Origin of the sequence: Brevibacillus massiliensis (assembly GCF_000311785.1) — a bacterium.
Taxonomy (GTDB): domain Bacteria; phylum Bacillota; class Bacilli; order Brevibacillales; family Brevibacillaceae; genus Brevibacillus_C; species Brevibacillus_C massiliensis.
Window position 1 is genome coordinate 536,702 of sequence record NZ_HE978535.1, and the last position, 25,090, is coordinate 561,791.

The following is a 25,090-nucleotide window of genomic DNA, read 5'->3' on the forward strand; positions in this document are numbered from 1 at the left end:
TTGTTCCTGCCCTTTTGCCACACGTTTACTCCGGTATATTGTTAACCGTCGGATCAATCGTAAAATCGGGTTTAAAGCCGGCGTATTTTACTTCGGTCATCATTCCTTTCGATGCGTGGCCAAGGTCGTGGCAATGGAACATCCAGTTGCCGGGGTTGTCAGCCTTGAAGGCCACCACATATGCTTCGCCCGGGAGGAGATTCAACGTGTCCTTGACCAGCGGTGAACCGGAGACCGGCTTGCCGTTCTTGCTCAATACCTGGAAGAAGTGGCCGTGCAGATGCATGGGGTGTAGGTCTTTCGGTGAGTTGTTCACCAGCGTAACTTTTACCAGGTCACCCTTCCTGACATCGATGGGAGGGGTATCGGGGTATGTTTTGCCGTTTATGGTAAACGCCATTTCTCCGTTGGCCATTTTCGTATTTAAGTCCATCGTATACTCGACGTCATATTTGTCGTCCAGCGAAAAATGGCTTTTTGCGGCTTCGCCGTACTGGGTGATGTCAAGCAAGGGCAAGTCGCCGGATTCTGCTTTGGCAGCCGCGGTTTTAAACCCTTCGTAGACGATCGGAACGGTCAATGATTTTGCCCCCGGGTTGGAGCTTCGCTCTTCCAGCAGCCAACTGCCGGGGTTATTGGCGGTAAATTCGATATCGTACCGCTCTCCCGGTGCGATGTTTAACAATTGCCCGCTTACAAGGGGCGGATGGTTGATCGGCTGCCCATCCGTGGCAACAATTTTGAATTCATGTCCCTGAAGGTTGAGTTTGTGCGAGAGAAAGCCGGCGTTGACAAGGCGGATTCTCACTTTATCTCCTTCTTTTACCATCAGGGGTTGAATCGCTGATCCGGTCTTGCCGTTGGCAGAGAAGATCGTGTACATCAGCGGCATCATTTCTGCGTCACTCATCGGCATTTCCGGACTGCCCATGTTCATGCCGGAGTGGCCATTTCTGGAATGACCCATGTCCATAGCTTGGTGTCCACCGTCGGGATTGCCGTTTGACAGATTCATCCCGGCATGGCCACCGCCGTGTATTTCTGCCATGCTGTCATCTTTCAGCCATTCGTCCAGAACGAGCGTGTAATCCTTATCGACAGGCTGCGGATCGCTGGGTTCTACCACAAGAGATCCGTACAGTCCCTTGTCGACCTGCACCACACCGTTCTGATGGGAATGGTACCAATAGGTTCCGCGAACGTCCGCTTTGAACTGGTAGGTAAAGCTTTCGCCCGGTTTCACGGCATTCTGGGTAACCCCTGGAATCCCGTCCATGCTATTGGTGACAGGGAGGCCATGCCAGTGAATCGTGACCGGTTCCGGCAATTCGTTCTTTAAGACTACCTGGATCGTCTCGCCCTGCTTGACGCGCAGCTCGGGCCCAGGGACTGTTCCGTTGTAGGTCCACACCTCTTTTACCGTGTTGTCATCGAGCCGAAGCGTGCTTTCCTTGGCCGTAAGTGTAAACGTATTTCCCGTCAGCACATGCTGAGCTAAATCTTCAGAAGCGGACACAGGCTTGGCTTGATCCCCTTGAGGAGCTGCTGATGCTGGGTGGGCCATGTCGTGCTCCTTGGGATTCGGCGGTTGACTGCTATTCGAGCAGGCGGAGAGCACCAGGGCTCCTGCAAGCAAGACCGGAAGAGCGATCCGCTTCTTCATGCGTGTCGTATTTGACATGGTGTGATACCTCCTTTACAGTATCTGCAAAGAGGGTATCACACGATTATGTAGAAAAAATGAAGATGTTTCTGCTTGGGGAATTGGCTTTACGCCCCGGACCAGGATCGTTGCAAATGGTTCGCAAGGTATTTTCTGACGATCTGTGGCAAAGTAATCGAGGGGGAAAATGACGTGGCTGAATGGTTTTCTCGTTTCTACGACATCCTGATGGATCCCTTGGAAAGACGGGGCATGCGGGAAATTCGCGAAGAGCTGGTGAGCAGGGCAACCGGGGTGGTTCTGGAGATTGGTTCCGGCACCGGACTGAACTTCCCTTATTATGAGCATGCAGAAGAAGTGATCGCGATTGAACCCAATCCGCAGATGCGGAGCAGGTCAATGAACCGGAGAAGAGAGAGCCGCGTACCGATTCAGGTGATGGACAGCGGGGCGGAGCTGCTCCCTTTTGCAGACAACTTCTTTGATACAGCCGTAGCGACTTTGGTATTCTGTACCATTCCAGATCCCAAGCGGGCTTTTCAGGAAATCAGCAGAGTATGCAAACCAGATGCAAAGGTTCTCCTGCTCGAACATGTCCGGCTGGACCACCCGGTCGTCGGCAAAATACAGGATTGGGTTACGCCTCTGTGGAAACGTGTATGTGACGGCTGCGAGCTGAATCGCAAGACGGCTGAAGTGCTGCAGCAGGAAGGCTTCAAAGTCATCCGCAGACAAACACACTGCCGGGGGTTGTTCATAACGTTGGAAGCAGGTAATGGAAAGATGGTTTAGACACGCATGGAGACACGGAGGTTGACGCCATGAAATACATCGCCTCATTCGATATCGGCACGACGAGCGCAAAAGGGATACTCGTGTCGGAACACGCTACGATTCACGAGGAAACGACAATCGCTCTGCGGACGGAATACGGCCAGGAAGGGGAAACGCAGACGATCGAGCAGGATCCGGAACAATGGTACGAGGCGGTCGTCGCCATCGCCCAAACATGGTGGTCGTCCGGCATCAATCCGGCCGACGTGCAGCTCATTGTCATGAGCGGCCAGATGCAGGACTGTATTCCCGTCGACGGCGAGGGCAGACCGGTGCGTCCAGCCATTTTGTACGCGGACGTACGGGCAGGACAGCAAGCGGGGCGAATCGCCGCTGAGCTGGGGGAGGCCAACATCCGCCGGGTCACCGGGAATCACATGGACGGCTCGCTGACGTTTCCGAAAATCCTTTGGCTGATGGAACATGAGCGAGCAGGTTATGAGAAAACGGCAAGCTTTCTGATCAGTTCGAAAGATTACGTGATCCGAAAACTGACCGGCCGCCACGTGGCTGACCCGACAACTGGCGCAACGACCGGCGTGATGGACCTGTCCACCCGGCAGTGGAGGGGGGAATGGCTCCGCCAGTTTGGCGTAGATATCGGGAAAATGCCGGAGCTTCTTTCGGCTGACAGCATTGCCGGACATGTCCTGCCGGAAGCGGCGGCAGCTACCGGGTTTGCTGCCCGTACCCCTGTGCTCTGCGGCATTGGCGATGCCGGTGCGACGACGATTGGGGCGGGAGTGACCGAACCGGGTGACGTCTATGCCTATCTGGGTACATCCGGCTGGGTAGCCGCTACGACGGACCGGGTTGGTTCCATTGCAGGAGGCGGGTTTCATCTCGCCCATGGGGCGTCCCGCTTGCTGATCGCAATCACACCTCTGTCGAACGCCGGCAGTGCGCACAAATGGGCGCTGTCCGTCTTCGGCAGCCGCGGGACAACAGACGAAGCGGCGGCTTTTGCCGAGCTGGAGCAGGAAATGGCGGCGTGCGACCGCTCCCGCAGCGGCGCCATCTTCCTGCCGTATTTGAACGGGGAACGCTGTCCGGTCAACGACCCGCTGGCGAGCGGTTGTTTCTTCGGCTTGACTCCCAGGACGACCAGGGCGGAGATGAGCTGCGCCGTACTGGAAGGCGTGGCAATGGCGATGCGACAAGTCATGGAACTGCTGTCGGTCTCAAACCGCTCCCGCAGGCTTGTCCTGATTGGCGGGGGAACCAGAAGCCGCGTGTGGAATCAGATCTTTGCCGACATCACCGGGATGGAAATAACCGTACCCAAAGAAGCGCAATTTCTTCCGGCACTCGGCTGTGCCGCCGCCGGATTTGTCAGCCTTGGCTGGAGCGAAAGCTACGGGCAGTTCGCCAAAACGCGGCTGGCCAGTCAGCCGTTTGATCGTTACGTTCCGGACGATGCGTTGAACCAGGTGTATCAGAAAAAGTACGAACGGTATCTCATGCTTTACCCGGCTTTGCAGGATGTGTTTCACCGGTAAGGGCAGCTGTTCAGGTGATAACCGGAAACATTACCTGGGCAAAGGGGCGGGTTTGCTAATCGAATCGGATAGCGGTTGTTTTAATCTGTCACGATAACCGTTGACCCAAAGCAGATCCAACTGCTCAAACTCTTCCCTGGAAAGGGGGGCGGTATCGGATGCCAGCGCGAATTCTCTCAGATTCTCTTCGCTGGTAATGTTAGGGATTACCGAGAGAACACGGGCATGGTACAGGGAAAACTGGATGGCCAACTGACCCAATGTTCGGTTGGTCTCGTCGAATAACCCTCTCGACTTCATCTCATTCACTACCTCATGGCCTGCTTTCATCCAATGGACCGGCCGATGCGCTCGATGGTCAGACTTGGCAAAATGCCTGTCAGGATCATAGGTCCCGTCCAGCAGCCCGGAGGCATGAGGGATTCGAACAATGAGTGATTTTCCCTGTTCGTTTGCCACCCGAAGCAAGTCTCTGGCAGGCTCTTGTTCCAAGATATTGTTGATCACCTGCACGGCCGCGTATCCTTTGTTCCAGGCTGCAAGAGCTTCCTCCCTCCAGCCGAGATCAGGTCCCAGCGCTGCTCCATAGCTGCGAATCTTGCCCTGGGCTAGCAACCGTTCCAGGGCTTCCAACACTTCATCATTTTGTATCGCGTCCATTCGCGGATTGTGAAGCTGATAGTAATCAATGTAATCCGTACCCAGACGCTTCAAACTTTGTTCACAAGCCTTGGCGATATGTTCCTTTGACCAGTTTTGCGGCAGCTCTGCATGCCCTTTTCGCTCGCCGGGGTATTGGTAGATGTCGTATCCGAATTTGGTCGCGATGAAAATTTTCTCGCGAACACCGCCCAGTGTTTCGGCAAGGATGGTTTCTCCGTAGCCGTCGCCGTAGACATCCGCCGTATCAAAAAAGGTGATTCCGTAGTCCTCATACGCCGATTTCAGCAGCTTTCTCCCTGCATCTCGATCCGTGACGCCCCACCAATGGGTTGCGACTGTCCAAACGCCAAAGCCAATTTCAGAGACCAGCGAATTGGTTCCAGGAAACGGTCTGTACTTCAATGATCCTCTCTCCTCTCGTAAACCCTGCTCCATTCAACAATTGGTGATAATATAGTAATCTGGTGTTGAAACTATATTATCCATTACGAAACAGAAGCGAACCCTCCAGTTGGATAAAATTATCACCGTCCACTAGGAACGCAGGGTGAGGGGAAGGAAGTGAACCATATGATGGATTGGAAGCCGAATCGTAAAAGTCAAATCCCCGTGTACAAGCAAATTGCCCAATACTTTGAGCAGCGCATCGCCAATGGAGAATTTCCTGCGGGAAGCCTGCTCCCTTCCGAACGCTTGCTTTCCAAGGAATTACAGGTAAACCGTTCGACAATCGTTGCTGCCTATGAAGAACTACGTTCTTTGGGCATTGTTGAAAGCTTGCAGGGAAAAGGCACGATCGTCAGCCGAAACATTTGGGGGAGCGCCAGCAAACGGGTTCCGAACTGGGAAAAACTAATTGAAACGGGGTCTTTTCTGCCGAACACAAAAGTGATGCGAAGCATCCGAAAAGAGACGTACGATCTTGACCTGATCGATCTGGCGAGCGGAGAACTTTCACCCGATTTGTCTGCTTCCCGATACTTTCGCAAGATCATGGCGACTCAAGAATTCAATTACCATGTCGGCTACGATCATCCTCAGGGTAGTCTGCAATTGCGTGAAACCATCGCCGTACACTTGCAAGCATACAGAAATATTTCGGCAACCCCTGCCTCAATTCTCATCACTTCAGGGGCACAGCAGGCTCTTTACCTGATTGTCCAGTGCTTGCTCCAACCAGGTGATGCGATCGCGATTGAAGACCCGTCCTATTGTTATTCATTGCCTTTATTTAAATCGGCGGGAATAAGAGCCTTTTTGTTGCCGGTTGATGAACAGGGGATCCACCCGGATGATGTGGTTGAACTGTATAAGAAGCATCGCATAAAAATGGTATTTCTTAATCCCAATTTTCAAAATCCGAATGGCTCGTATCTCTCCCTGGAACGAAGAAAGCGAATCCTGGAGATTTCTTCCTACTACGGAATCCCGATCGTCGAGGATGATCCGTACAGTTTAACAGCGTTTGGAGACATCGAGGTCGCCACGTTAAAATCAATGGATCAGAGCGGTTCTGTTCTCTACATCAGTTCGCTGAGCAAAATCATGGCTTCCGGACTGCGCATCGGCTGGATCCTTGGCCCGCAAAAAGTCATTGAACGCTTGGCGGACGCAAAACAGCAGATCGATTTTGGACACAGCATTATTCCCGAGTGGATCGCGAATCAGTTTTTGTCTTCGCAGGATTTTTCGCTGCACCTGCATAGGCTTCGTGACGCACTGGCGTACAACCGGGATAAAATCGTCTTCTCGCTCTACGACCTGTTGGATGATCAGGTGGAGTTTTTAGCGCCTGAAGGCGGGATTCACATCTGGTGCAAAGTGAAAGCGGATATCGATGAAAAGCTGTTGTTAAGAGAGTCAATCCGAAGAGGAGTTGTCTACGTTCCGGGAAGTATTTTTGGGACACAGAAAGGCTGCGCTCGATTTACCTTCGGACGGGCTGATGGAGAGCAGATTTACGAAGCCATATCCCGCTTCTCCGATGCCTTGCGCAGCTTTGACAAAAGCAAGTGACCGCAATCCCCATGCCGCAAGACGCTGCCTCGACCAGACAGCAGTCATCGCGATGGTCTTGAGCATGCACGGCTTCTGTACCGTCGCCATATTCTGTAGCAGAAAGGGAGGGGAGTGAGAACATGGGAAGGCTTACTTTGGAGACTGCCAAGCGGTTAATCGCGGTTGCCGAACAAAAATCCCGACAGATGGGGCTCTCCAGCAATATTGCGATCGTTGACGACGGCGGGAACCTGATTGCGTTTACTCGCATGGATCATGCTCGCATCGCCGGCATTGAAATTTCCAAGAACAAGGCCTGGACGAGCGTAAGCATGCAAATGCCGACAGCAAATTTGGCAGAATCAGCGCTTCCGGGCGGTCCTGCGTTCGGGGTGAACACGACCAATTACGGCAGAATTGTCATCCTGGGAGGGGGCATACCGCTCGTTGTGCGGGGACGTATTGTCGGCGGGATTGGTGTAAGCGGGGGAAGCAGCGCACAAGACATCGAGATTGCCAATGCGGCGGTGCAATATTTCGAGTCGATGAATGGAAGGACCTCGAGCACTGACGTACAAAGTGGTTCGACACAGCGTTACAGTTAGCCGCCAAACGGAAAGGAGGCCATGTCCCCGTCCGATTCCACGATGGGAGCATGGGCCTCCTTTGCAGTTGGCATGGTCAGCCGCTTTTAGATGAAAAAAGCCGTCAAAGTTCAAGTCCTGCTAGACTGCATTCTTTTCTCGTACTGCTGCAGTCCTTTCCTGCACCTTCCCTTCGCCCAGCAGCTTGGCTGTGATGCCGCCAACCAGCAATGACCATACGGCAGACGATATCCCCAGAAATGATACGTTCGAAATGGCAATAACAAAGGCAAACAAGATCGAGTACCTGTAAGAGGTCGCTGTGAAGGCGGATTGAAGACTGCCCAATAACACGCCCAAAAGGGAAAATCCGGTTACCAGAGAAATGAAAAATACGGGCAGCAATTCAAGTATGACGATGATTTTCCAGGCAAAGATTCCGAACAGGGCAACTGCTGTGCCTGAAATGACGGCTGCCCAGAAGCGGCTTTCCTTTTGACCTGCCTCATCGCTGCTGCAAAGTGCTGTCATCATGCCCCCGATATTTGCGGAATGTCCTCCAAATAGGCTTACAAACGTTGTACCCATGCCGGAAATGGCAATCGCTTTATTGATTGGCGGGTCAAATCCGTTTTTTTTCAGCGCGGCCAGGGCAACAGCTATATCGTTACTCAATATCAACACGGCTACCGGAATGGAAAGGGAAAAGAAACCCTGGGCTGTAAAAGACGGCACAATAAGATGCGGCAAGGTAAATTGCGCCTCTGATACCATCGAAAAATCATATCCCAGGAAAAGGCCAAGAACGCCAAAAACAAGGACGCCAAGCAGCGGCGGGATTGATTTGGAAATTTTAGGAACAAGGAAGAATCCCAAAATGGCGAATCCTGCTACAAGGGGAGACTCTTTGAAAGCGGGCACGATTTGAACGGCATAATTTAGAATTAAACCTGCCAGCATCGAATCGATCAACGGTTTTGGGATGAGTTCCAATATTTTTTTACAGATTCCCGAAAATCCAAGCAAAGCGATTAACCCGCCTGCCATCATAAAGCTCCCGGCCAATTCCTGCGGCGAGAATGGGGCGGCCGCCGTGCTCAAAAAAGCTGCGGCTGTAATGGAATGAGCACCCGCAATCGGTATTTTATACCGCAGTGACAGCCCAATATTGAGGCTGCCGCCTACAAAATAAATAATGGATAGCCATGAGATCATTTCCGGCTGGCTTAATCCTGCCAAATTGCCTGTATTCATGACCAAGATGGCTCCACCCGTGCAAGCCATTAAAGCTGACAATATTCCTGCTGATATGTTTTGACTGTTCACGTAAAAACGATACCCCTCTCAAGTATGCGACTGGCAGCTGAGATCCTTTGCTTTTCTTTTTTGCATTTTTCATGAATTTCATTATAAAGACTTTCTGTAGATTCGCAACCATCCAATCGTTCAGCCTTTTTTATCATCCTATATTGGATAAATTGGATGGCCCGAAAAGCGGCCTATTGGATGGTTTGTTTTACCTGCGTTCCTTTTATCATAGAATCAAGTATGTCTACGCTGAGAGGAGATTACGGTCATGGAAAAAAGGAATGTTTGTGCTGCGGTCATCCAATCCTCGCCGATTCTTTTTGACAAGCAGTCATCCATGGAGAAAATCGCCAGCAAAACGAAGGAGGCCGCTCGGCTGGGGGCTCAGCTCGTTGTATTTCCCGAAGTGTTCCTGCCGGGTTATCCGCGGGGATTGTATTTTGGGACGCGTGTCGGAAGCCGGAATGAAGATGGACGAAGGGATTGGGCGCGATACTGGGAAAGTGCCATCGATGTACCGGGTGCCGAAACGGAGATTCTCGGGGAACTTGCCAGAGAGACGGGTGTCTATCTCGTTGTCGGAGTTGTGGAGCGGGATCAAGAATTCAGCAGGGGGACCTTGTACAATTCGATTGTTTACATCGGACCGGATGGGAATGTTCTGGGAAAACACCGCAAGCTTGTGCCGACGGGTTCCGAACGCCTCCTGTGGGGACAGGGTGATGGAAGCACGCTTACGGTCATTGATACTCCCTTCGGAAAAATCGGCGGTCTGATCTGCTGGGAAAATTACATGCCGCTGGCTCGCACCGCCATGTACGCCCAAGGCATCGACATTCTCATTACGCCGACGGCAGATGCCCGCGACACCTGGCAGGCGACGATCCGGCATATTGCCTGTGAAGGCCGCTGCTTTGTCCTGTCCTGCAATCAGTTTGTGACAAAAGATTCCTATCCAACCGATCTGGCATGCTACGAGGACATCAATGAAGATCCGGACGTTATTTGCAGAGGAGGCAGTGCGATTGTCGGACCGCTTGGCGAGTACATTGCGGAGCCGCTCTATCATCAAGAGGGCATGCTGATTTCCGATCTGGATCTTTCCCTGGTCGCGCGAAGCCGTTACGACTTTGACGCCGTGGGCCATTACAGCCGCCCGGATGTCTTTCAATTGGTGGTGAATCGACAAAAGCAGGATATCGTTCGGTATTCGCCTGATAAATAGCGTGAATAGTGGTACATTCAAACGCGTCCTTTTCCAGGACGCGCTTTTTCATGAAACGTATTCGAGAAACTCGGACGCAGACGCGTTTTCATTCACGTCTGAACGTCTAAGGTTTTTTCGGTTAACCGGGGGAAACGGAATTGCGTCCGATTGTTTTGCCTGTTGGTTGACAGTTTTCTTTGCATAAGCTTTCCATGAGTGCATACAATACCGGGAATCATGAAACAACACGTCCTCGATGATCTGACTACCATGATTGCAAGGGTCGAAAAAGTTCTGTGCTTAAAGTTCCCTATCGCCTGTTTGTTTAGTGGATGGCAATCTTTTTCGAAAAATGGCTGGTTCATTTCTAGCGCAGGGATTTCCATTCTGTGATATAATGAAGTGTCAGATCATTGATGTGTGGTAAAAACGGTTTGCCAATCACATCCTGATCACCCCTAAATCTATGGCGGGATGGATAACTGGTATCATTCGTTGCCAAGTGTTAGCCCACCATAAAACAGTTTGTGTATCTGTTTTGCACAAGTTGTTTTATGGTGGGCTTTTATTTGAAACAGGAGGTTTTGCAGATGAAAAAAGCGAGTTTTCACGTAAATGGAGCAAAGCACGAAACCGAAGCAGGCACACGCATCCTCGATTACCTTCTGCAGCAGGGGATAGAGCATCCGCACATTTGTTACTCCCCCGAACTGGGTCCGATCCAGACCTGCGACACGTGCATGTGTGAAATCGACGGAAAGATCATGCGGGCATGTTCGACCTATATCGAAGACGGGATGAACATTCTCACTTCTTCCGAGCGGGCAAAGCGGGCTCAGACGGAAGCGATGGACCGGATTTTGGAAAACCACATGCTGTATTGCACCGTCTGCGACAACAACAACGGAAACTGCCGGGTTCACAATACAGCGGAGCTGCTGGAAATTGAGCATCAGACACGTCCGTTCCGGGAAAAAGGCTACGAGGTAGACATGTCGCATCCCTTCTATCGCTACGATCCCAATCAGTGCATCCTCTGCGGACGCTGTACAGAGGTTTGTCAGGATTTGCAGGTGAATGAAACGCTCACCATCGATTGGGAACGAGAGATTCCGCGGGTGATCTGGGATGACGATAAACCGATTAATGAGTCATCTTGCGTCTCTTGCGGACAGTGCGTAACGGTCTGCCCTTGCAATGCGCTGATGGAAAAATCGATGCTGGGCGAAGCTGGGTTTATGACCGGTCTTGATCAAGAACTGTTGAATCCGATGATCGATTTGATCAAGGAGGTTGAACCCGGCTACAGCAGCATTTTTGCCATTTCGGAAATGGAAGCGGCCATGCGGGAGACGCGGACCAAGAAAACAAAAACAGTATGTACCTTCTGCGGTGTAGGCTGTTCGTTTGAAGTCTGGACGAAAGGCCGTAAAATCTTGAAGATCGAACCTTCTCCGGAAGCGCCCGTTAACGGAATCTCAACGTGTATGAAGGGGAAATTCGGGTGGGATTTCGTCAACAGCGAAGAGCGACTGACGAAACCGCTCATTCGACAGGGCGATGAATTTGTGGAATCCACCTGGGAGGAGGCCCTCAGTCTGGTTGCAAGGAAACTGGGTTCCATAAAAGAAGCGCATGGGGGAGATGCTTTGGGATTTATTTCCTCCTCCAAGTTTACCAACGAAGAAAACTACTTGATGCAAAAATTGGCCCGCCAGGTATTTGGAACGAATAACGTAGATAACTGCTCTCGTTACTGTCAGTCCCCGGCGTCATGGGGCCTTCAGCAGACCGGCGGGATTGGCGGCGACACGGGGACGATCCAAGACATTGCACAGGCTGGACTTGTGATTTTGATCGGGACTGCCACGGCCGAAGCACACCCCGTACTCGCGACCCGAATCAAGCGTGCGAAAAAATTGCACGGGCAAAAACTGATTACCGTCGACCTCCGCAAGCATGAAATGGCAGACCGGGCGGATTTGTTCATTCGGCCGCGACAAGGAACGGATTACGTCTGGCTGTCAGCCGTGGCCAAGTACATGATCGATCAAAACTGGCACAACCAGGCTTTCATCGATGAACATGTGCATTTCTTCCCGGAATATGTGAAATTGCTGGAGAGGTATACACTGGAATTCGCCGAACAAGAGACCGGCATCTCAAAAGAGACGATCATCGAAATAGCCAAAATGATACGGGACGCAGACGGAACCGCCATTTGCTGGGGGATGGGCGTCACGCAAAACGTGGCGGGCTCCTATACGTCCACGGCCATTGCCAACCTGCTGCTCGTCACCGGCAACTTTATGCGTCCGGGTGCCGGTGCGTTTCCGCTGCGCGGGCACAATAACGTTCAAGGGGCCGCCGATATGGGAACCATGCCGGATATTTTTCCGGGATACCAGCGGGTGACAGACGATGAGATTCGCGCCAAATTTGAAGCGGCTTACGGAGTGAAGCTGCCTGGCAAACGCGGTTTGGACAACATTGAAATGCTGGAGGCGGTAGACCGGGGCGAGCTTAGGGGCATGTACATTGCCGGCGAGGACATGGCGTGGGTAGATTCAGACTCCAACCATACCCAAGAGATGCTGGCCAAACTTGATTTTCTCGTGGTGCAGGACGTCTTCTTCAGCAAAACCGCTGAATTTGCCGATGTCATTTTGCCCGCGGTGCCATCGCTTGAAAAAGACGGCACGTTTACCAATACCGAACGCCGTGTGCAGCGGCTGTACCAAGCGCTCGACCCTGTCGGCGACAGCAAACCGGACTGGTGGATTTTCAGCCAGCTGGCGAAGCGAATGGGATTTGATTGGGATTACAGCCATCCAAGCGAAATCTTCGCCGAAATGGCTTCGCTCACACCGTTCTTTTCGCAATGCAATTACGACGTTTTGGAAGGTTGGAACAGCTTCCACTGGGGCTCGCCGGACGGAAGCAATACGCCGCTTCTCTATACCAAGGGATTTAACTTCCCGGACAAAAAGGCGCGGCTGGCGCTCTTTGAATACGTCCCTCCCATGGAGTTCCCGGAAGAATTTGACTTGACGCTGAACAACGGCCGTCTGCTGGAACAGTTTCATGAAGGAAATCTTACAAACAAATCCGAAGGTCTCCAATACAAGCTCCCGAAAGTGTTTGTTGAAGTCTCGCCGGAATTGGCCGCGGAGCGGGGGATCCAGGACGGAACGCTGGTACGTCTGGAATCGCCTTATGGAAGAATCAAGCTTCACGCACTCGTGACCGACCGCATGCGCGGGAAAGACATCTACGTTCCGATGCACTCGGCAAGTCATGAAAGCGCCGTAAATCTGCTGACCGGCGGCGGGTTTGACGTGCAGACGCATACTCCGGCCTACAAACAGGTGAAGGTTCGCATGCAGATTCTTGAAGAAACAGGAACGATTCCGCTTCCCAGGTACAACCCTCGTTTCGCCAAGCGAAATCCGCAGCTCGGGGTACAAGTAGAACGCAAGTGGGCCAGAGCCGATTATGAGCCAATCTCAGATGTAAATGTAGCGGGAGGGAGAAAATAATGGCAAGACCCATCACCCGTATCGCAAGAACACCTGTCACCGAAAAAGAAAGACAGAACCAAGCCGTGGAGAATGTCATCGAAGTGCTTGCGAAAAACGCCGACGGCATCCAAGAAGCGATCAAACTGCTCCAGGAACTTCACAATAGCGGGATTCTCGGAGCGCTCAACGCCGCCGTCGAAGCGAAAGAAGAGATTGCCAAAATCGTCGTGGGGCAAATGGGACGCCCCCCTGTCACCAATATGATCAACAATGCGCTGGCCGCTGCCGGGGAGTTAACGGCGGTAAATCCGGAGATGACGAAAAAGCTGATGAGCGGGTTGGCGAAAGGGCTGCAAAAGGCTGAAGAGGGGAGTCGTACGGAAGCTGCCATTGGCATTTTCGATTTGATCAAGGCCCTGCGCGATCCTGACGTCAATCGGGCGATCGCTTTTGGCATCAACCTGCTGAAAGGGGTAGGAGAAGGCTTAAAAGACTGACTCTGTTTTGAAAGTGGCAAAAGGGGGAAATCGCATGACCAAAAACCTGGAGCATCAATTCAGCATGGTGGTTCGCGAGATCAGAAAAGAACATGTGGGAAACGGTCCGAAAGAGATATTGACTCGTTTCGTCGATTCCTGGGCGATCAGCGAGATGAGAGGGAACCTGACGAATGTGGAAAAATTTATGATTGGTTCGAAGGACGGCAGACGAATGGTTCATGAAGCACGGACGAAGTTGGTGAAAAACATCTACAAGAATCCTGAGGTCATAGAGAGACTGGAACATTTGATGAAGGCGAAAATCTTGAGGATCTTTTCGGACATCAATATCGAAGAAGACATTGCCATGACCGTGTTTGTATTCGATAAACCGCTTGATCCCAGGTAATCTTTCGCATCTTTCGTTGAAAGTGGATGACGAAAAAAACGGGCAATTGGATGATATAGATTTCGCTTTGGCGAGATCAACCGGGTCAAGGTGAATGCAGACGGATCTTTCGGCCGGATGGAGCGCGTGGCGAAAGATCCGCTTCTGTACGGAGCAGACGGCTTCGCTTTCGGTCCGAAGGGCGATTTCTATGTATGTGCGAACGAACGCAATTCCATCGTCAAAGTGACTTCCGACGGCAAAGTGGCGGAGGTGGCCGGCAACGATAATCACGGGCCGTTGGAGTTCCCGGCAAGCTTGCATTTTGTTGGAACCACGCTCTACGTGAGCAACTATGACCTGCCCCGAGGAGTCAACAAACCGAACGAACCCGGGATCGGTACGTCTATTGCCAAGATTGAACCCGGCAGCAAATAGATTGGTGGCGGCATGGATCGAAATTGGACCATGACGAACGACTACTTTTCCTTTTTTAGAATGGCAAATAATCACTTATCGTGTAAAAACTTTCTAACCATAAAATGCAAGTTTCGTGAAATGCTAAGGATGGTTAGGGGGTTATGCACTTTGCGTATCAAGCCATTGATATTATCGCTGTTTGTATTGTTAACCGGTTGTGCTGCACAATCCAATCAACAGACAAAAGCTGCGTCTGCAGCGGAATGCAAAGAGACACCCGTCCGGCATTTTCATGTGGAAAAGACTGTAAAATCCATTGTGGAGCAAGTACCTGGCGTTGACGATGCTGTCGCGGTACAAATCGATAAAGAACTGCATGTAGGGATCAAAATAAGCAACTTTAACCGCCTCAGATTCAAATCCATCGAAAAAAATACAGCGAAGAAGTTAAAGGAAGCGTTTCCGAAATCAAACATTCACATTTCCTCCGACAAGGCGATCATCAATGAATTACAAATGCTAAGCAATACTCCCTGGTCTTCTAAACGCGAGGATGCCTGCAAGCAAAAGAAACAGATGAAAGATATTGAAGATAGGATGAAGGGATGAGCGGCATATAAAAAATGGAGTTGACCGGAAATGGGTCAGGGAGGTTGTCCCTGGCCCCTTTTGCTTTTGGAAGGGTCCGGTCGTTTTTTAGGGTTACCACTGTGTATATATTACAAATTCGAGTGAAAGGATATAAATGTATTTTTGCGGAAAGGACGTGGTGTAGTGGATAACGCGATGAACAGTCTGAAATCTTTGATTATCGGCATTGATGTCGGTTCGACTACTGTCAAAGCCACCGTGGTCAACCCCGTGACCAATGAAATCCTTTGGTCGGACTATCAACGTCACCACACGAAGCAGGCAGAGAAAGTCCTCGAGTTTCTCATTACGATCGGCAACGAATTTGCCGGTGTCAGCCAGGAGAATATCCGTGTCTTTATGACAGGCTCCGGAGCCGGTCCGATTGTGGAGCACATCGGCGCCAAGTTTGTTCAGGAGGTGAATGCCGTCACGATGGCCGTGGAGCATCTTCACCCCGATGTAGGCAGCGTGATTGAACTGGGCGGTCAAGATGCGAAGATCATCATTTTTAAAGCAAACGAAGAAACAGGAGACAAGCAAGCCCTTACCTCGATGAACGACAAGTGTGCGTCCGGGACGGGGGCGACCATTGACAAGTGCATGATCAAAGTGGGGATGCCGATGGAGGAAGTGGGCATGCTCCATTTTAACGACAGCAAACTGCACCATGTGGCAGCCAAATGCGGTGTATTTGCAGAAACGGATATCGTCAATCTGGTCAAAAGCGGCATTCCCGGAGACGAGATCATGTGTTCGCTTGCCGATGCGATCGTGATGCAAAACCTGTCTGTACTCACCCGCGGCAATACGCTGCGGCATCGCGTGCTTTTGCTCGGCGGTCCAAATACATACCTGCCTTTCCTGCAAGAATGCTGGCGAAAGCGCATTCCAGAGACCTGGGAGGAACGGGGGTACGATTATCCCAGGGATGTACCCATTGAGGAACTGATCTTCGTACCGAGCAACTCCCAATATTACGCCGCTTACGGGGCTGTCATGTACGGCATGCATGAACCGGCCGGTGTCGGCGCCTACACCGGGCTTGAAGGGCTGAAGGAATTCATAGCCCACGGCCGCAAAGCGAAATTGGGGGAGAATGCCGGACCGCCCCTGGTCAGCGAAGAGAGGGAATTGGAAGAGTTTCGCCGGAAGTACAGCATTCCCCGTTTTACGCCGGCAAGCTTTACACCGGGCCAAGAAGTACGGGCGGTCATCGGACTGGACGGGGGCTCCACTTCGTCTAAAGCCGTGCTGGTCGATGAAAGCGGCACGATTTTGCTGAAGGAGTATCAGCTGTCCAAAGGCAATCCCCTGGAAGATACCAAGGAAATGCTGAAACGAATCGACGAGAGAGTGAGGGAGCAGGGAGCGCGGCTTGAGATCATCGGCTTCGGCGCCACCGGATATGCGGCCGACGTTCTGGAAAAAACGCTGAAAGCCGATGTCAACATCGTCGAGACCGTGGCCCATATGATGAGCGCCGTTCACGAATTTGGCGATGTGGACGTGATCTGCGATATCGGCGGACAGGATATCAAGGTCCTCTTTATGAAAAACGGAGACATCCGCAACTTCAGACTGTCCAATCAGTGCTCGGCAGGGAACGGCATGCTGCTGCAGGCGATGGCCGATCAGTTCGGCATTCCCGTCCAGGAGTATGCGGAAACCGCGTTCAAGGCTGACCTCTCTCCAAAATTCTCCTATGGATGTGCGGTATTCCTGGACGCGGACCGCGTCAATTTTCAGAAGGAAGGGTATTCGAAGGAGGAACTGCTGGCCGGACTTGCGCTCGTCTTGCCAAAGAATGTCTGGCAGTACGTCGTGCAAATCCCGCGAATGGCTGAATTGGGGCGCAGGTTCGTGCTGCAGGGCGGCACGCAGTACAATCTCGCCGCGGTGAAGGCGCAGGTCGATTACATCAAGCAGCGCGTACCCGACGCGGAAGTATTCGTCAATCCTCATCCAGGGGAAGCGGGGGCAATCGGGGCGGCGATGGAGACGCTGAGAGTCGTGAAGCGGCGCGGGTATTCCACTTTTTTGGGACTGGATGCGGCCATTCATCTGCAGTACGTCACCCGAAACGACGAAACCACCCGCTGCACCTTCTGTCCCAACCACTGCAGCAGGACCTTTATCGACTCGCAAACGCCGGACGGACAAACGGCCCGCTACATCTCGGGCTTCAGCTGCGAAAAAGGGACGGTGGAGAACAAGGAAGCGGTCATCCAGCTGACCCGGAAGCGGCAGGAGCTGAAAAAACACTACCCGAACCTGGTGGAGTACGAGGCGCAGCGGATGTACCAGCACTTCTACGACCCAATGCCGCTGCCCGAAGCCGAAATGCCGATCAAGGATGTCCGGGTCGTGCGCAGTTGGCTCGGGCTGGCCAGAGTGAAAAAGACCAGGTATCAGCGCGGCTTTCAGCGTTCGTCCGTGGAGGCGATGGAGCGGCGGGGCAAGATCCGCGTCGGGATTCCGCGCGTCCTGAACATCTGGTCGACAGCGCCGTTCTGGCGGACGTACTTCGAGACGCTGGGCATCGACAAAAACAACGTGGTGTTCAGCGATTTTACCAGCGAAGAGATGTGGCTGGAAGGGGGCAAGTACGGCTCGATCGACCCCTGCTATCCGTCCAAGGTGGCGCAAGCCCACATTCACAATTTGCTGTTCAAGCACCATGAGCGAAAGCCGCTGGATTACATCGTCTTCCCGTGCATTACGCATATTCCGACCCACTTGTCCAATGTGATGGACTCGGCGAGCTGTCCGATCGTAGCGGGGGCTCCCAACGTGATCAAGGCCGCCTTTACGAAGGAGATCGACTTTTTCCAGACGAGGGGCGTCACCTATTTGGATCCGGCCGTTTCCTTTACGGAGCGGCACCTGATGAAGAAGCAGTTGTACGAAGCGTTCCGGGATGCGTTGCAGATGACGGAGGACGAGAGCGACTTTGCCGTCGAACAAGGGTGGCGGGCTCTGGACATGTTTGACGCCGAGATGCAGGAGCGAGGGAAGATGATCCTGGAACAAGTGGAACAGGAGAATCGCCTGGCGATCTTGATGATCGGGCGGCCCTATCACTCCGATCCCGGTCTGAATCACGGGATTTTGGAAGAGTTTCAAGTACTGGGCTATCCGATTCTCTCGATGCGTTCCATCCCCAAAGACGAGGAGTGGCTGGGCCGCTTTTTCCAGGGCGACATCGAAAGCGGGCGCGTGCAGCGCGCATTGGAAGTAACGGACGTCTGGCCGGAGAACTTCAGCTCCAACAGCGTACAAAAGGTCTGGGCGGCAAAATTTTCCGCGCGCCACCCCAATGTGGCCGTACTCGACTTGTCCAGTTTTAAATGCGGACACGACGCGCCTACGTACGGGCTGATCGACTCGATCATCTCGACGGCGGGAACGCCGTACTCCGCGCTGCACGACATCGATGCCAACAAGCCGAGCGGCTCGATCAAAATACGTGTGAAAACATATGCCCACAGCCTGGGACTGCATGAGGAGCGGCTGCAGGATCTGGCAAAGAAAAAGGCGGTGCTGCAGCAGCGCATCGAACAGAAACGGCAGGAACTGCTGGGTCTGAAGCCGCCTGCGCCGATCATCCCGATCGAGCATTCCGCTATGTCGCAAGCAGGCAACTAACCACGGCATTCACAAAGTGAAAAGAGGCGAGATGACACATGGAGACAACGAAGGAAATCCCTGTCGGCAATCCTTTTGAAGACGAGCTGCGCCGCTTTCAGGAGGAACAGGAGAGGGAGCTTGGACTAACCGACAAACGGGCCCAATGGTTCGACCCGGTTCCCCGCCGGTTTTTGGCGAGGGACAGAGCAACGACGACGATCCTGTTCGGCGGACTGACCATGGCGCACGATTATCTCGTGGAAGGGGCGCTCTCGGGGCTTGGTTACAACGTGCAGCACCTTGATTGCCCGGACAACGATTCGCTCCGTTTCGGAAAAGAGTTTGGCAACCGCGGGCAGTGCAACCCGACGTATTTCACAGTCGGCAATCTGATCAAGCACTTGGCTTACCTGCGGGATGTCCAAGGAAAGTCGAAAGAGGAGATCGTCAAAAACTACCTGTTCATCACCAGCGGCTCGTGCGGTCCATGCCGCTTTGGCACGTATGTCACAGAGTACCGCAAAGCCTTGCGCGACGCCGGTTTTGACGGATTCCGCGTCCTGCTCTTCCAACAGCAAAGCGGTCTCAAGCAGGCCACCGGAGACGAATCCGCGCTCAAGCTGGACACATCCTTCTTCCTCAGCTTTTTGAAATGCATCTTGATCGGGGATATTTTGAATGCGATCGGCTACCGGATCCGTCCCTACGAAGTGGAAGCGGGCGCCACAGACGCGGCTTTGGAGCGCTGCAAGAAGTACTTGTACGAAGCCATGCGTCAGCGCAAGCAGCTGCTTCCCGCCTTGCTCCGCTGTCGAAAGGAACTGAAGGCCGTAAAGGTGGACCGGACGCGGGTCAAACCGAAAGTAAGCATCATCGGCGAGTTTTGGGCGATGACCACGGAAGGAGACGGCAACTATCAGCTGCAGCGTTTTCTGGAGAGCGAAGGAGCGGAAGTGGAAGTGCAGTCCGTGACCGCCTGGATCCTCTACCTGATCTGGGAAGGACGATACGATACCCGCAAGCGCATGCAGCTGCGCGGAGAGGATTCCGGCCGGTACGGACTGCAGGGCAAGAATCCCCTCATGCGCCTGCGTATGCTGTGGGCGGCGGACCGGGTGATCCGGCTGATGTTCCAGAGCTATGCCAAGCTGATCGGCCTTGCCGGCTACCATCTTCCGGACATGGACGAAATCGCCCGCGTTGCCCATGAACACTACAACAACCAGTTGCGCGGCGGTGAAGGCCACATGGAAGTGGGCAAGCTGATCTTGAATGTGGCAAAGCGCAAGGTGAACATGACGATCTCTGTCAAACCGTTCGGCTGCATGCCCTCATCCGGCGTCTCGGACGGCGTCCAATCGCTGATCACCGAGAGGTACCCGGAGGCGATTTTCCTTCCGATCGAAACGACGGGAGACGGCGCGATCAATGTGTACAGCCGGGTGCAGATGATGCTGTTCAAGGCGAAGCAGGCGGCCCAGAGGGAGTTTGACGAAGCTCTGGCGAAAAAGAGGTTGTCACCGGATAAGCTTCGATCTGTAACCGACCGCCCAACCTTTGGCCACCCGCTCAAAGCTGGCCGTCACGTAGTCGCCTGTACGGCGGCAAACAGCGTGTACAGCTTCCGTTCCTGGATGTAAGGCAAATCCCGCCAGGCTTTTTATGAGACCTGGCGGGATTACTTTGTGTATTGCTTACAAAGCATGGTGGGTCTAATGGGTTTGTAATCGCCACATCGCCGACACAATTGTCGCTTACGGTATAAGCGTACCGGAACGGAACACCGGAAACGGTAAAATCGAGATAGCCATACTCCCGCGGTGCATACAAAACCGCTTGATAATAGTTGCTTAAGTCATATATAATCATGACAGAGGCAACTATATGGGAGGGATGAGTGTGCCAAACCTTGGTTTTGAAGAGAAGATTGCTGTTGTTCGGCGATTTAATCGGTTCCTGACAAGAAATTTGGGCGTCTTGAGGGAGGGCTTGCTGCATAGTCCATACTCGCTTACCGAATCCCGCATTATCTACGAGATTGCGAACCGGGATAACTTAATTGCGGCTGATTTGTCGAAAGACTTGGGACTAGACCCTGGATATCTTAGCCGGATATTGGACCGTCTTGAGCAACAGGGCCTGATTGAAAAGGTTCCTTCCGAAGCGGACGGACGGCAGCGCTTGCTTCACCTTACACCAGAAGGGGAGAAGGCTTTCTCACTTTTGGATAGCCGTTCGCGGGAAGAGATATCAGAGTTGCTGCATAATCTCTCTGAACAGGATCAGAACCGCCTAATTCAATCGATGAACACCATCGAACAGTTGCTCGGCGAAGGGATGAAGTACTCGGAACCGTATTTTCTTCGTCAGCATGAACCCGGCGACATGGGATGGGTCGTCCATATGCATGGCCGCCTGTATGCAAAGGAGTATGGCTGGGACGAACGCTTTGAGGCACTGGTCGCTCAAATATGTTCAGACTTTATCAACAATTACAACCCGGATAAGGAACGGTGCTGGATTGCGGAAATGGATGGACAGATTGTAGGTTCCGTATTTGTGGTACAAGACAGCGAGGAAGTGGCAAAGCTTCGCCTTCTATTGGTCGACCCAAGGGCTCGTGGTTTAGGTTTGGGTACACGTCTCGTCGACGAATGTATTCGTTTTGCAAGACGAAAGGGATACAAAAAACTGGTTTTGTGGACCAACAGCGTGCTTGAAGATGCAAGAAAAATCTATAAAAAGGCAGGTTTTGAACTTGTCGAGCAGGAACCGCACCATAGTTTTGGCCATGCATTGATCGGGGAGACTTGGGAGAAGTTACTGTGATTCCGCGACATCTATGGAGGAGTCAGAGGGGGATCTCATGAAGATTTCCAGATCTCATGGCGAAACTCCATCACCGCGTACCTGTTGGGGGCCGGTAGCTGCGGCAGTGATTGCCACACTCGCCGCAGTGACGCCTGGTTTTACGCTTGGTGGATTAGGATACTCCGTTTCCACGGCCGCTTCACTTGCTCTGGCCATGTGTGGATCTGCGGCTTTGATCAGGATTGTGGCCGGAATAATAGCTGATCAACGCCCGTATGCCAACATTGTCATCGTCATTGCGATGATGCTTTTGGGAATGGTCGGGCTTATAATCGTTTCGTTTCATGTAACCAGCCTTTTTTTGGCGGGGGCGTTTGCCTTAGTGGTAGGCCTGTTTGGGTGGAATGGGTTGTTGGTTGCCGCCGCGATTCGACTTATTCCCGGCAATAGCGCAAAGATTCTAGGTTGGATTCAGGCGGGTTATTTCACAGGTGCCACATTGGCTCCGATGGTCTTTGGGGCCTTGATGAGTGCAGCGGGTATCAAATGGGCGCTCCTTACTACCGCGGCGTGTGTATTTGTTGGCGCTATCCTGATCATGTATGGTGAGATGCTTCGTCGAAATGGTTTGGGTGTACGGGAAACTTCAACAACAGAGGTGCAATGACGGGCTGTTTTACACTGGTTTTGGGCTGAAGGACGCAATACTGCAAATATGGATAGAGAACCGCACGCCCGGCGGAACCATTTACTGAAGACTATGGCCGGGGATACGCGAGCGGTTCATTTGTTGGTTTATTGGGTCCGATAATATATATTATGTTAACTAATGAAAAGACCAAGCGTACCAATACCTCATAATACGGAGTTCTGATAATAATCATTATCAGGAACCAAAATCTCGGGAGTTCCTGATAATCGATCGTTCGGATTCATAAAGAAAGACATTACTTTTCGAATTAGTGATGAGCCGGTTCCAAAGGGACCGGAAAAGATAGCTGCCGCGATGAGACGCCAGCCGGTGGGATTCATGGTGTTCGTATCCCTTAGCTACTTTCATTAAATTATTAAAAGAACTCCCCATTTCAATAAAATATGTCGCTACCCTAACATCTTCGCAAGCAGCTGATTTGCCTTTTTCAATGTGTAATTCACTTCATTATGCTTACGAATCAAGGATGTTTGCAGGATTTTGTATTCATTGCTGTCACTTTCCAGTTGAATCAAACGGTCAATTTCCGCCAGTTTTGGGATCGGAGGCTGTTTGAGTGCCAGATCATGACCGAACTGGCTTTCCTTTACATAGTTCAATGGAACCAGGAGTCTGGAAAGTTCCATGAGCGTTTCGTTAATCAGAGCCGCCTTTTCCTGATCTTCTTCGCCAGTCCCTCCAATCTGTTCCGCCAATCGGCTGACTTGGGCTTTCAACTGCTCAGTACGTTCAATAGTCAGAGTCAAATCGAAATGCTTCCCTGCTTTCATTTGCCAACCGGACAGGCCTTCCAGAATATCGTCTACGGCAGCAACAGGGTTTACCGGTATTACTGGATCCGTTAAGAAACGGTAGACTATGACCAGATAGATTTTACAATCCCTTTCCAGATTATCCGGATCGATTTTGTCGAGGGTATCTTCTGTCGTATGCCACCACCAGCCAAATCCGCCAGATTTGCCTGCACCAAACAACTGCCCAAAGGCTTTAGAAGCTGGATCATCCGACGGTTCCTGTTCGGACAAGCCCATGAACAAAGAGGGTGTGCCCGTTCCCCAGAAGGATTGGTCCCCCGCCCGTCCAAACCTGGATCCCTTGAAGGAATCTCCTGTTAATACCTTGATCACTTCCTTGGCAAAATCCCTGGTTTCCGCCATGCAGTTGGCTTCTGTGAGAACAGTTGCACCTTTGGCTCCCACCGAGTCAATATTAATGTGCAGCACGCAGTTTTCCGTCAATTCTTCCCAATACGTGTCGCAATACCATGCGGAACCGGCATACCGGCCATGGGAATGTTCGGACCAGAAAGCCAAACGCAATGTCCGCTTCAGTTTGCCTTGGTATTGGGCCAGGGTGCGGGCTACTTCCAGCATGACAGCATTGGCGGTACCGTTATCCATGACTCCGTAATGCCAGGAATCGATATGGCCGCTGAACAGCACGAATTTGTCCGGCTGCTCCGCCCCTTTGATTTCTGCAATCAGTGTAGGAATCGGACGATAACGCGTATCCACCTCGGCGGTTATTTTGCAAAGATTGTCGCTAGCCGCAATTTTTTCTTTGATCCTCTCACCTGCATCGACTGTTACAGAAACAACAGGAATGCGCGGCAGCAGGCCGACTGTATCCGGGACTGGATTCCCCCACACCGGTGACACGATCATTTCGTGGGTGTATTTTGCATTTACAAAAATCGCCCCGACAGCTCCATGTTCTGCAGCGATTTTTACGGCACCTGGAATTGCGAGTCCGTCAATCAGAACGACCCTGCCTAAGACAGCTTGAGATTCATAATCGGAGCTGGCCCCTTTTCCGACATATACGACTGTTGCTTCCAACCCTTCAGTAGGTTTAGCCATGGCATGAGTAATGCATGGAACCGTCTCTCCACCAACTGTTAAGGATGCTTTCCCGGGAAGACTGATATAAGCGTCGCAAAAGAGCAGTTCCGTTTTCAAGCCAAAGCTATCTAAATTCTCTTTGGCGTACTGAAAAGCCCGCAGTTCTTCTTCCGTACCGGATAACCGTACCTCCCGGGAAATTTCCTCGGTAAACCTCATCAGTCTCTCTTTGGATACTTCCTGCAGCAGTTCGTTTTCCACTTGGGTAATCTTTCTTGCTACCGTCAAACCCATCTCCTCCTGTCAGTTTACTTGATTACATTCGCCTGCCCAAATCCAGGAATACCTGGCATGTGGTTCGGATCCCCTGAAAGAAACAGGTTGCATCCAGGTTTTCATTAGGGGCATGGTTATTCTCATCCGCGTTTGCGTATGGGACCAAGACAGAGGGCAGTCCCAGGGTTTGCGTAAAACCGTGATCCGGAAAGGTTGCCCCGGAAGCGAGTTGAACCACTGGCTCCTTCCCATACGACTCTCTTACCGAAGCGATGATTTGTTGCACAACGTCGAGTTCGATGGATGTCCGGGAGGGTTTTACCATTCCCAAACACTTTATCTGTACCTCAGGTGCATGAAGATTGACATGATCTTGAATCTTTTGGCAAATGTCTTCCGGATCCTGATCCGCCGCCAGTCGAATGTCAATTTTGACTTTTGCTGTACTTGGAATGATTGTTTTCACACCCTCTCCGCCGAACCCACTCGTGAATCCGCTGATATTAAAAGTGGGTTCCAGTGAAAGCTTTCTGTAATAGGCTTCCCCGTCCAAATCCAGATGGGTTAACCCGATCATTTTTGCAGTCTCGTCAAAGGGAAGGGTTCGCAACAGCGACAATTCGAAA

At 52.1% G+C, this 25,090-nt stretch carries 19 protein-coding genes; 14 read left to right on the top strand and 5 right to left on the bottom strand.

Going from position 1 to position 25,090, the window contains the following annotated elements; all coding sequences use genetic code 11:
* Positions 1-25: 25 nt before the first annotated feature.
* A complete protein-coding gene (locus HGBM_RS02680) occupies positions 26-1,663 on the bottom strand; it encodes a multicopper oxidase domain-containing protein (RefSeq protein WP_026074160.1) in 1,638 nt (545 codons plus the stop codon).
* 192 nt (positions 1,664-1,855) lie between these two features.
* Here HGBM_RS02680 and HGBM_RS02685 point away from each other — a divergent pair, with 192 nt between their 5' ends.
* A complete protein-coding gene (locus tag HGBM_RS02685) occupies positions 1,856-2,455 on the top strand; it encodes a class I SAM-dependent methyltransferase (RefSeq protein ID WP_026074161.1) in 600 nt (199 codons plus the stop codon).
* 29 nt (positions 2,456-2,484) lie between these two features.
* Positions 2,485-3,996 (top strand): xylulokinase, encoded by a 1,512-nt coding sequence (locus HGBM_RS02690; protein WP_019119558.1) that lies wholly within the window; start codon positions 2,485-2,487, stop codon positions 3,994-3,996.
* A gap of 30 nt (positions 3,997-4,026) precedes the next feature.
* Here the strand turns inward: HGBM_RS02690 and HGBM_RS02695 are convergent, their stop codons facing one another.
* The gene (locus HGBM_RS02695) at positions 4,027-5,061 is read right to left on the bottom strand and encodes an aldo/keto reductase (protein WP_019119559.1); all 1,035 of its coding nucleotides are present in this window, start codon (positions 5,059-5,061) and stop codon (positions 4,027-4,029) included.
* Between the two features lie 171 nt (positions 5,062-5,232).
* Between HGBM_RS02695 and HGBM_RS02700 the strand changes: the two genes are divergently transcribed.
* Complete coding sequence (locus HGBM_RS02700; RefSeq protein WP_026074162.1) at positions 5,233-6,675, top strand: aminotransferase-like domain-containing protein; 1,443 nt, start codon at positions 5,233-5,235, stop codon at positions 6,673-6,675.
* Between the two features lie 122 nt (positions 6,676-6,797).
* Positions 6,798-7,262: a GlcG/HbpS family heme-binding protein gene (locus HGBM_RS02705; RefSeq protein ID WP_019119561.1), complete on the top strand. Its 465-nt coding sequence runs from the start codon at positions 6,798-6,800 to the stop codon at positions 7,260-7,262.
* Positions 7,263-7,382: 120 nt separating this feature from the next.
* Here the strand turns inward: HGBM_RS02705 and HGBM_RS02710 are convergent, their stop codons facing one another.
* Positions 7,383-8,567, bottom strand: a complete 1,185-nt coding sequence (locus HGBM_RS02710; protein ID WP_147512784.1) for a benzoate/H(+) symporter BenE family transporter — start codon at positions 8,565-8,567, stop codon at positions 7,383-7,385.
* A 250-nt stretch (positions 8,568-8,817) separates the two neighbouring features.
* Here HGBM_RS02710 and HGBM_RS02715 point away from each other — a divergent pair, with 250 nt between their 5' ends.
* The 10 genes from HGBM_RS02715 to HGBM_RS02760 all read left to right on the top strand — a co-directional run bounded on the left by HGBM_RS02715 (position 8,818) and on the right by HGBM_RS02760 (position 22,302).
* On the top strand, positions 8,818-9,774 hold the full coding sequence (locus HGBM_RS02715; protein WP_019119563.1) for a carbon-nitrogen hydrolase family protein: 957 nt from the start codon (positions 8,818-8,820) through the stop codon (positions 9,772-9,774).
* 572 nt (positions 9,775-10,346) lie between these two features.
* Complete coding sequence (gene fdhF / locus HGBM_RS02720) at positions 10,347-13,295, top strand: formate dehydrogenase subunit alpha (protein ID WP_019119564.1); 2,949 nt, start codon at positions 10,347-10,349, stop codon at positions 13,293-13,295.
* Positions 13,295-13,774, top strand: coding sequence for a helical membrane plugin domain-containing protein (locus HGBM_RS02725; RefSeq protein ID WP_019119565.1), 480 nt, complete (start codon positions 13,295-13,297; stop codon positions 13,772-13,774). The genes fdhF and HGBM_RS02725 overlap by 1 nt, the downstream gene beginning before the upstream one ends.
* A gap of 34 nt (positions 13,775-13,808) precedes the next feature.
* Positions 13,809-14,165, top strand: coding sequence for a Na-translocating system protein MpsC family protein (locus HGBM_RS02730; RefSeq protein ID WP_019119566.1), 357 nt, complete (start codon positions 13,809-13,811; stop codon positions 14,163-14,165).
* A 90-nt stretch (positions 14,166-14,255) separates the two neighbouring features.
* Positions 14,256-14,582 carry an SMP-30/gluconolactonase/LRE family protein gene (locus HGBM_RS02735; protein WP_147512785.1) on the top strand — a complete coding sequence of 109 codons (327 nt, stop codon included), beginning with the start codon at positions 14,256-14,258 and terminating at the stop codon, positions 14,580-14,582.
* Positions 14,583-14,732: 150 nt separating this feature from the next.
* Positions 14,733-15,173 (top strand): YhcN/YlaJ family sporulation lipoprotein, encoded by a 441-nt coding sequence (locus tag HGBM_RS02740; RefSeq protein ID WP_019119568.1) that lies wholly within the window; start codon positions 14,733-14,735, stop codon positions 15,171-15,173.
* Between the two features lie 177 nt (positions 15,174-15,350).
* Positions 15,351-18,842, top strand: a complete 3,492-nt coding sequence (locus HGBM_RS26375) for a BadF/BadG/BcrA/BcrD ATPase family protein (RefSeq protein ID WP_019119569.1) — start codon at positions 15,351-15,353, stop codon at positions 18,840-18,842.
* A 38-nt stretch (positions 18,843-18,880) separates the two neighbouring features.
* On the top strand, positions 18,881-20,464 hold the full coding sequence (locus HGBM_RS26380) for a 2-hydroxyglutaryl-CoA dehydratase (protein WP_019119570.1): 1,584 nt from the start codon (positions 18,881-18,883) through the stop codon (positions 20,462-20,464).
* Positions 20,465-20,717: 253 nt separating this feature from the next.
* Complete coding sequence (locus tag HGBM_RS02755; RefSeq protein ID WP_026074163.1) at positions 20,718-21,653, top strand: bifunctional helix-turn-helix transcriptional regulator/GNAT family N-acetyltransferase; 936 nt, start codon at positions 20,718-20,720, stop codon at positions 21,651-21,653.
* Between the two features lie 37 nt (positions 21,654-21,690).
* Complete coding sequence (locus HGBM_RS02760; protein WP_147512786.1) at positions 21,691-22,302, top strand: MFS transporter; 612 nt, start codon at positions 21,691-21,693, stop codon at positions 22,300-22,302.
* A 434-nt stretch (positions 22,303-22,736) separates the two neighbouring features.
* On the opposite strand, the gene HGBM_RS02765 is transcribed toward HGBM_RS02760, so the two are convergent.
* Positions 22,737-24,476: a M28 family peptidase gene (locus HGBM_RS02765; RefSeq protein WP_019119573.1), complete on the bottom strand. Its 1,740-nt coding sequence runs from the start codon at positions 24,474-24,476 to the stop codon at positions 22,737-22,739.
* Positions 24,477-24,504: 28 nt separating this feature from the next.
* A partial coding sequence (locus tag HGBM_RS26385) for a peptidase dimerization domain-containing protein (RefSeq protein WP_019119574.1) occupies positions 24,505-25,090 on the bottom strand: 586 nt, incomplete at its 5' end.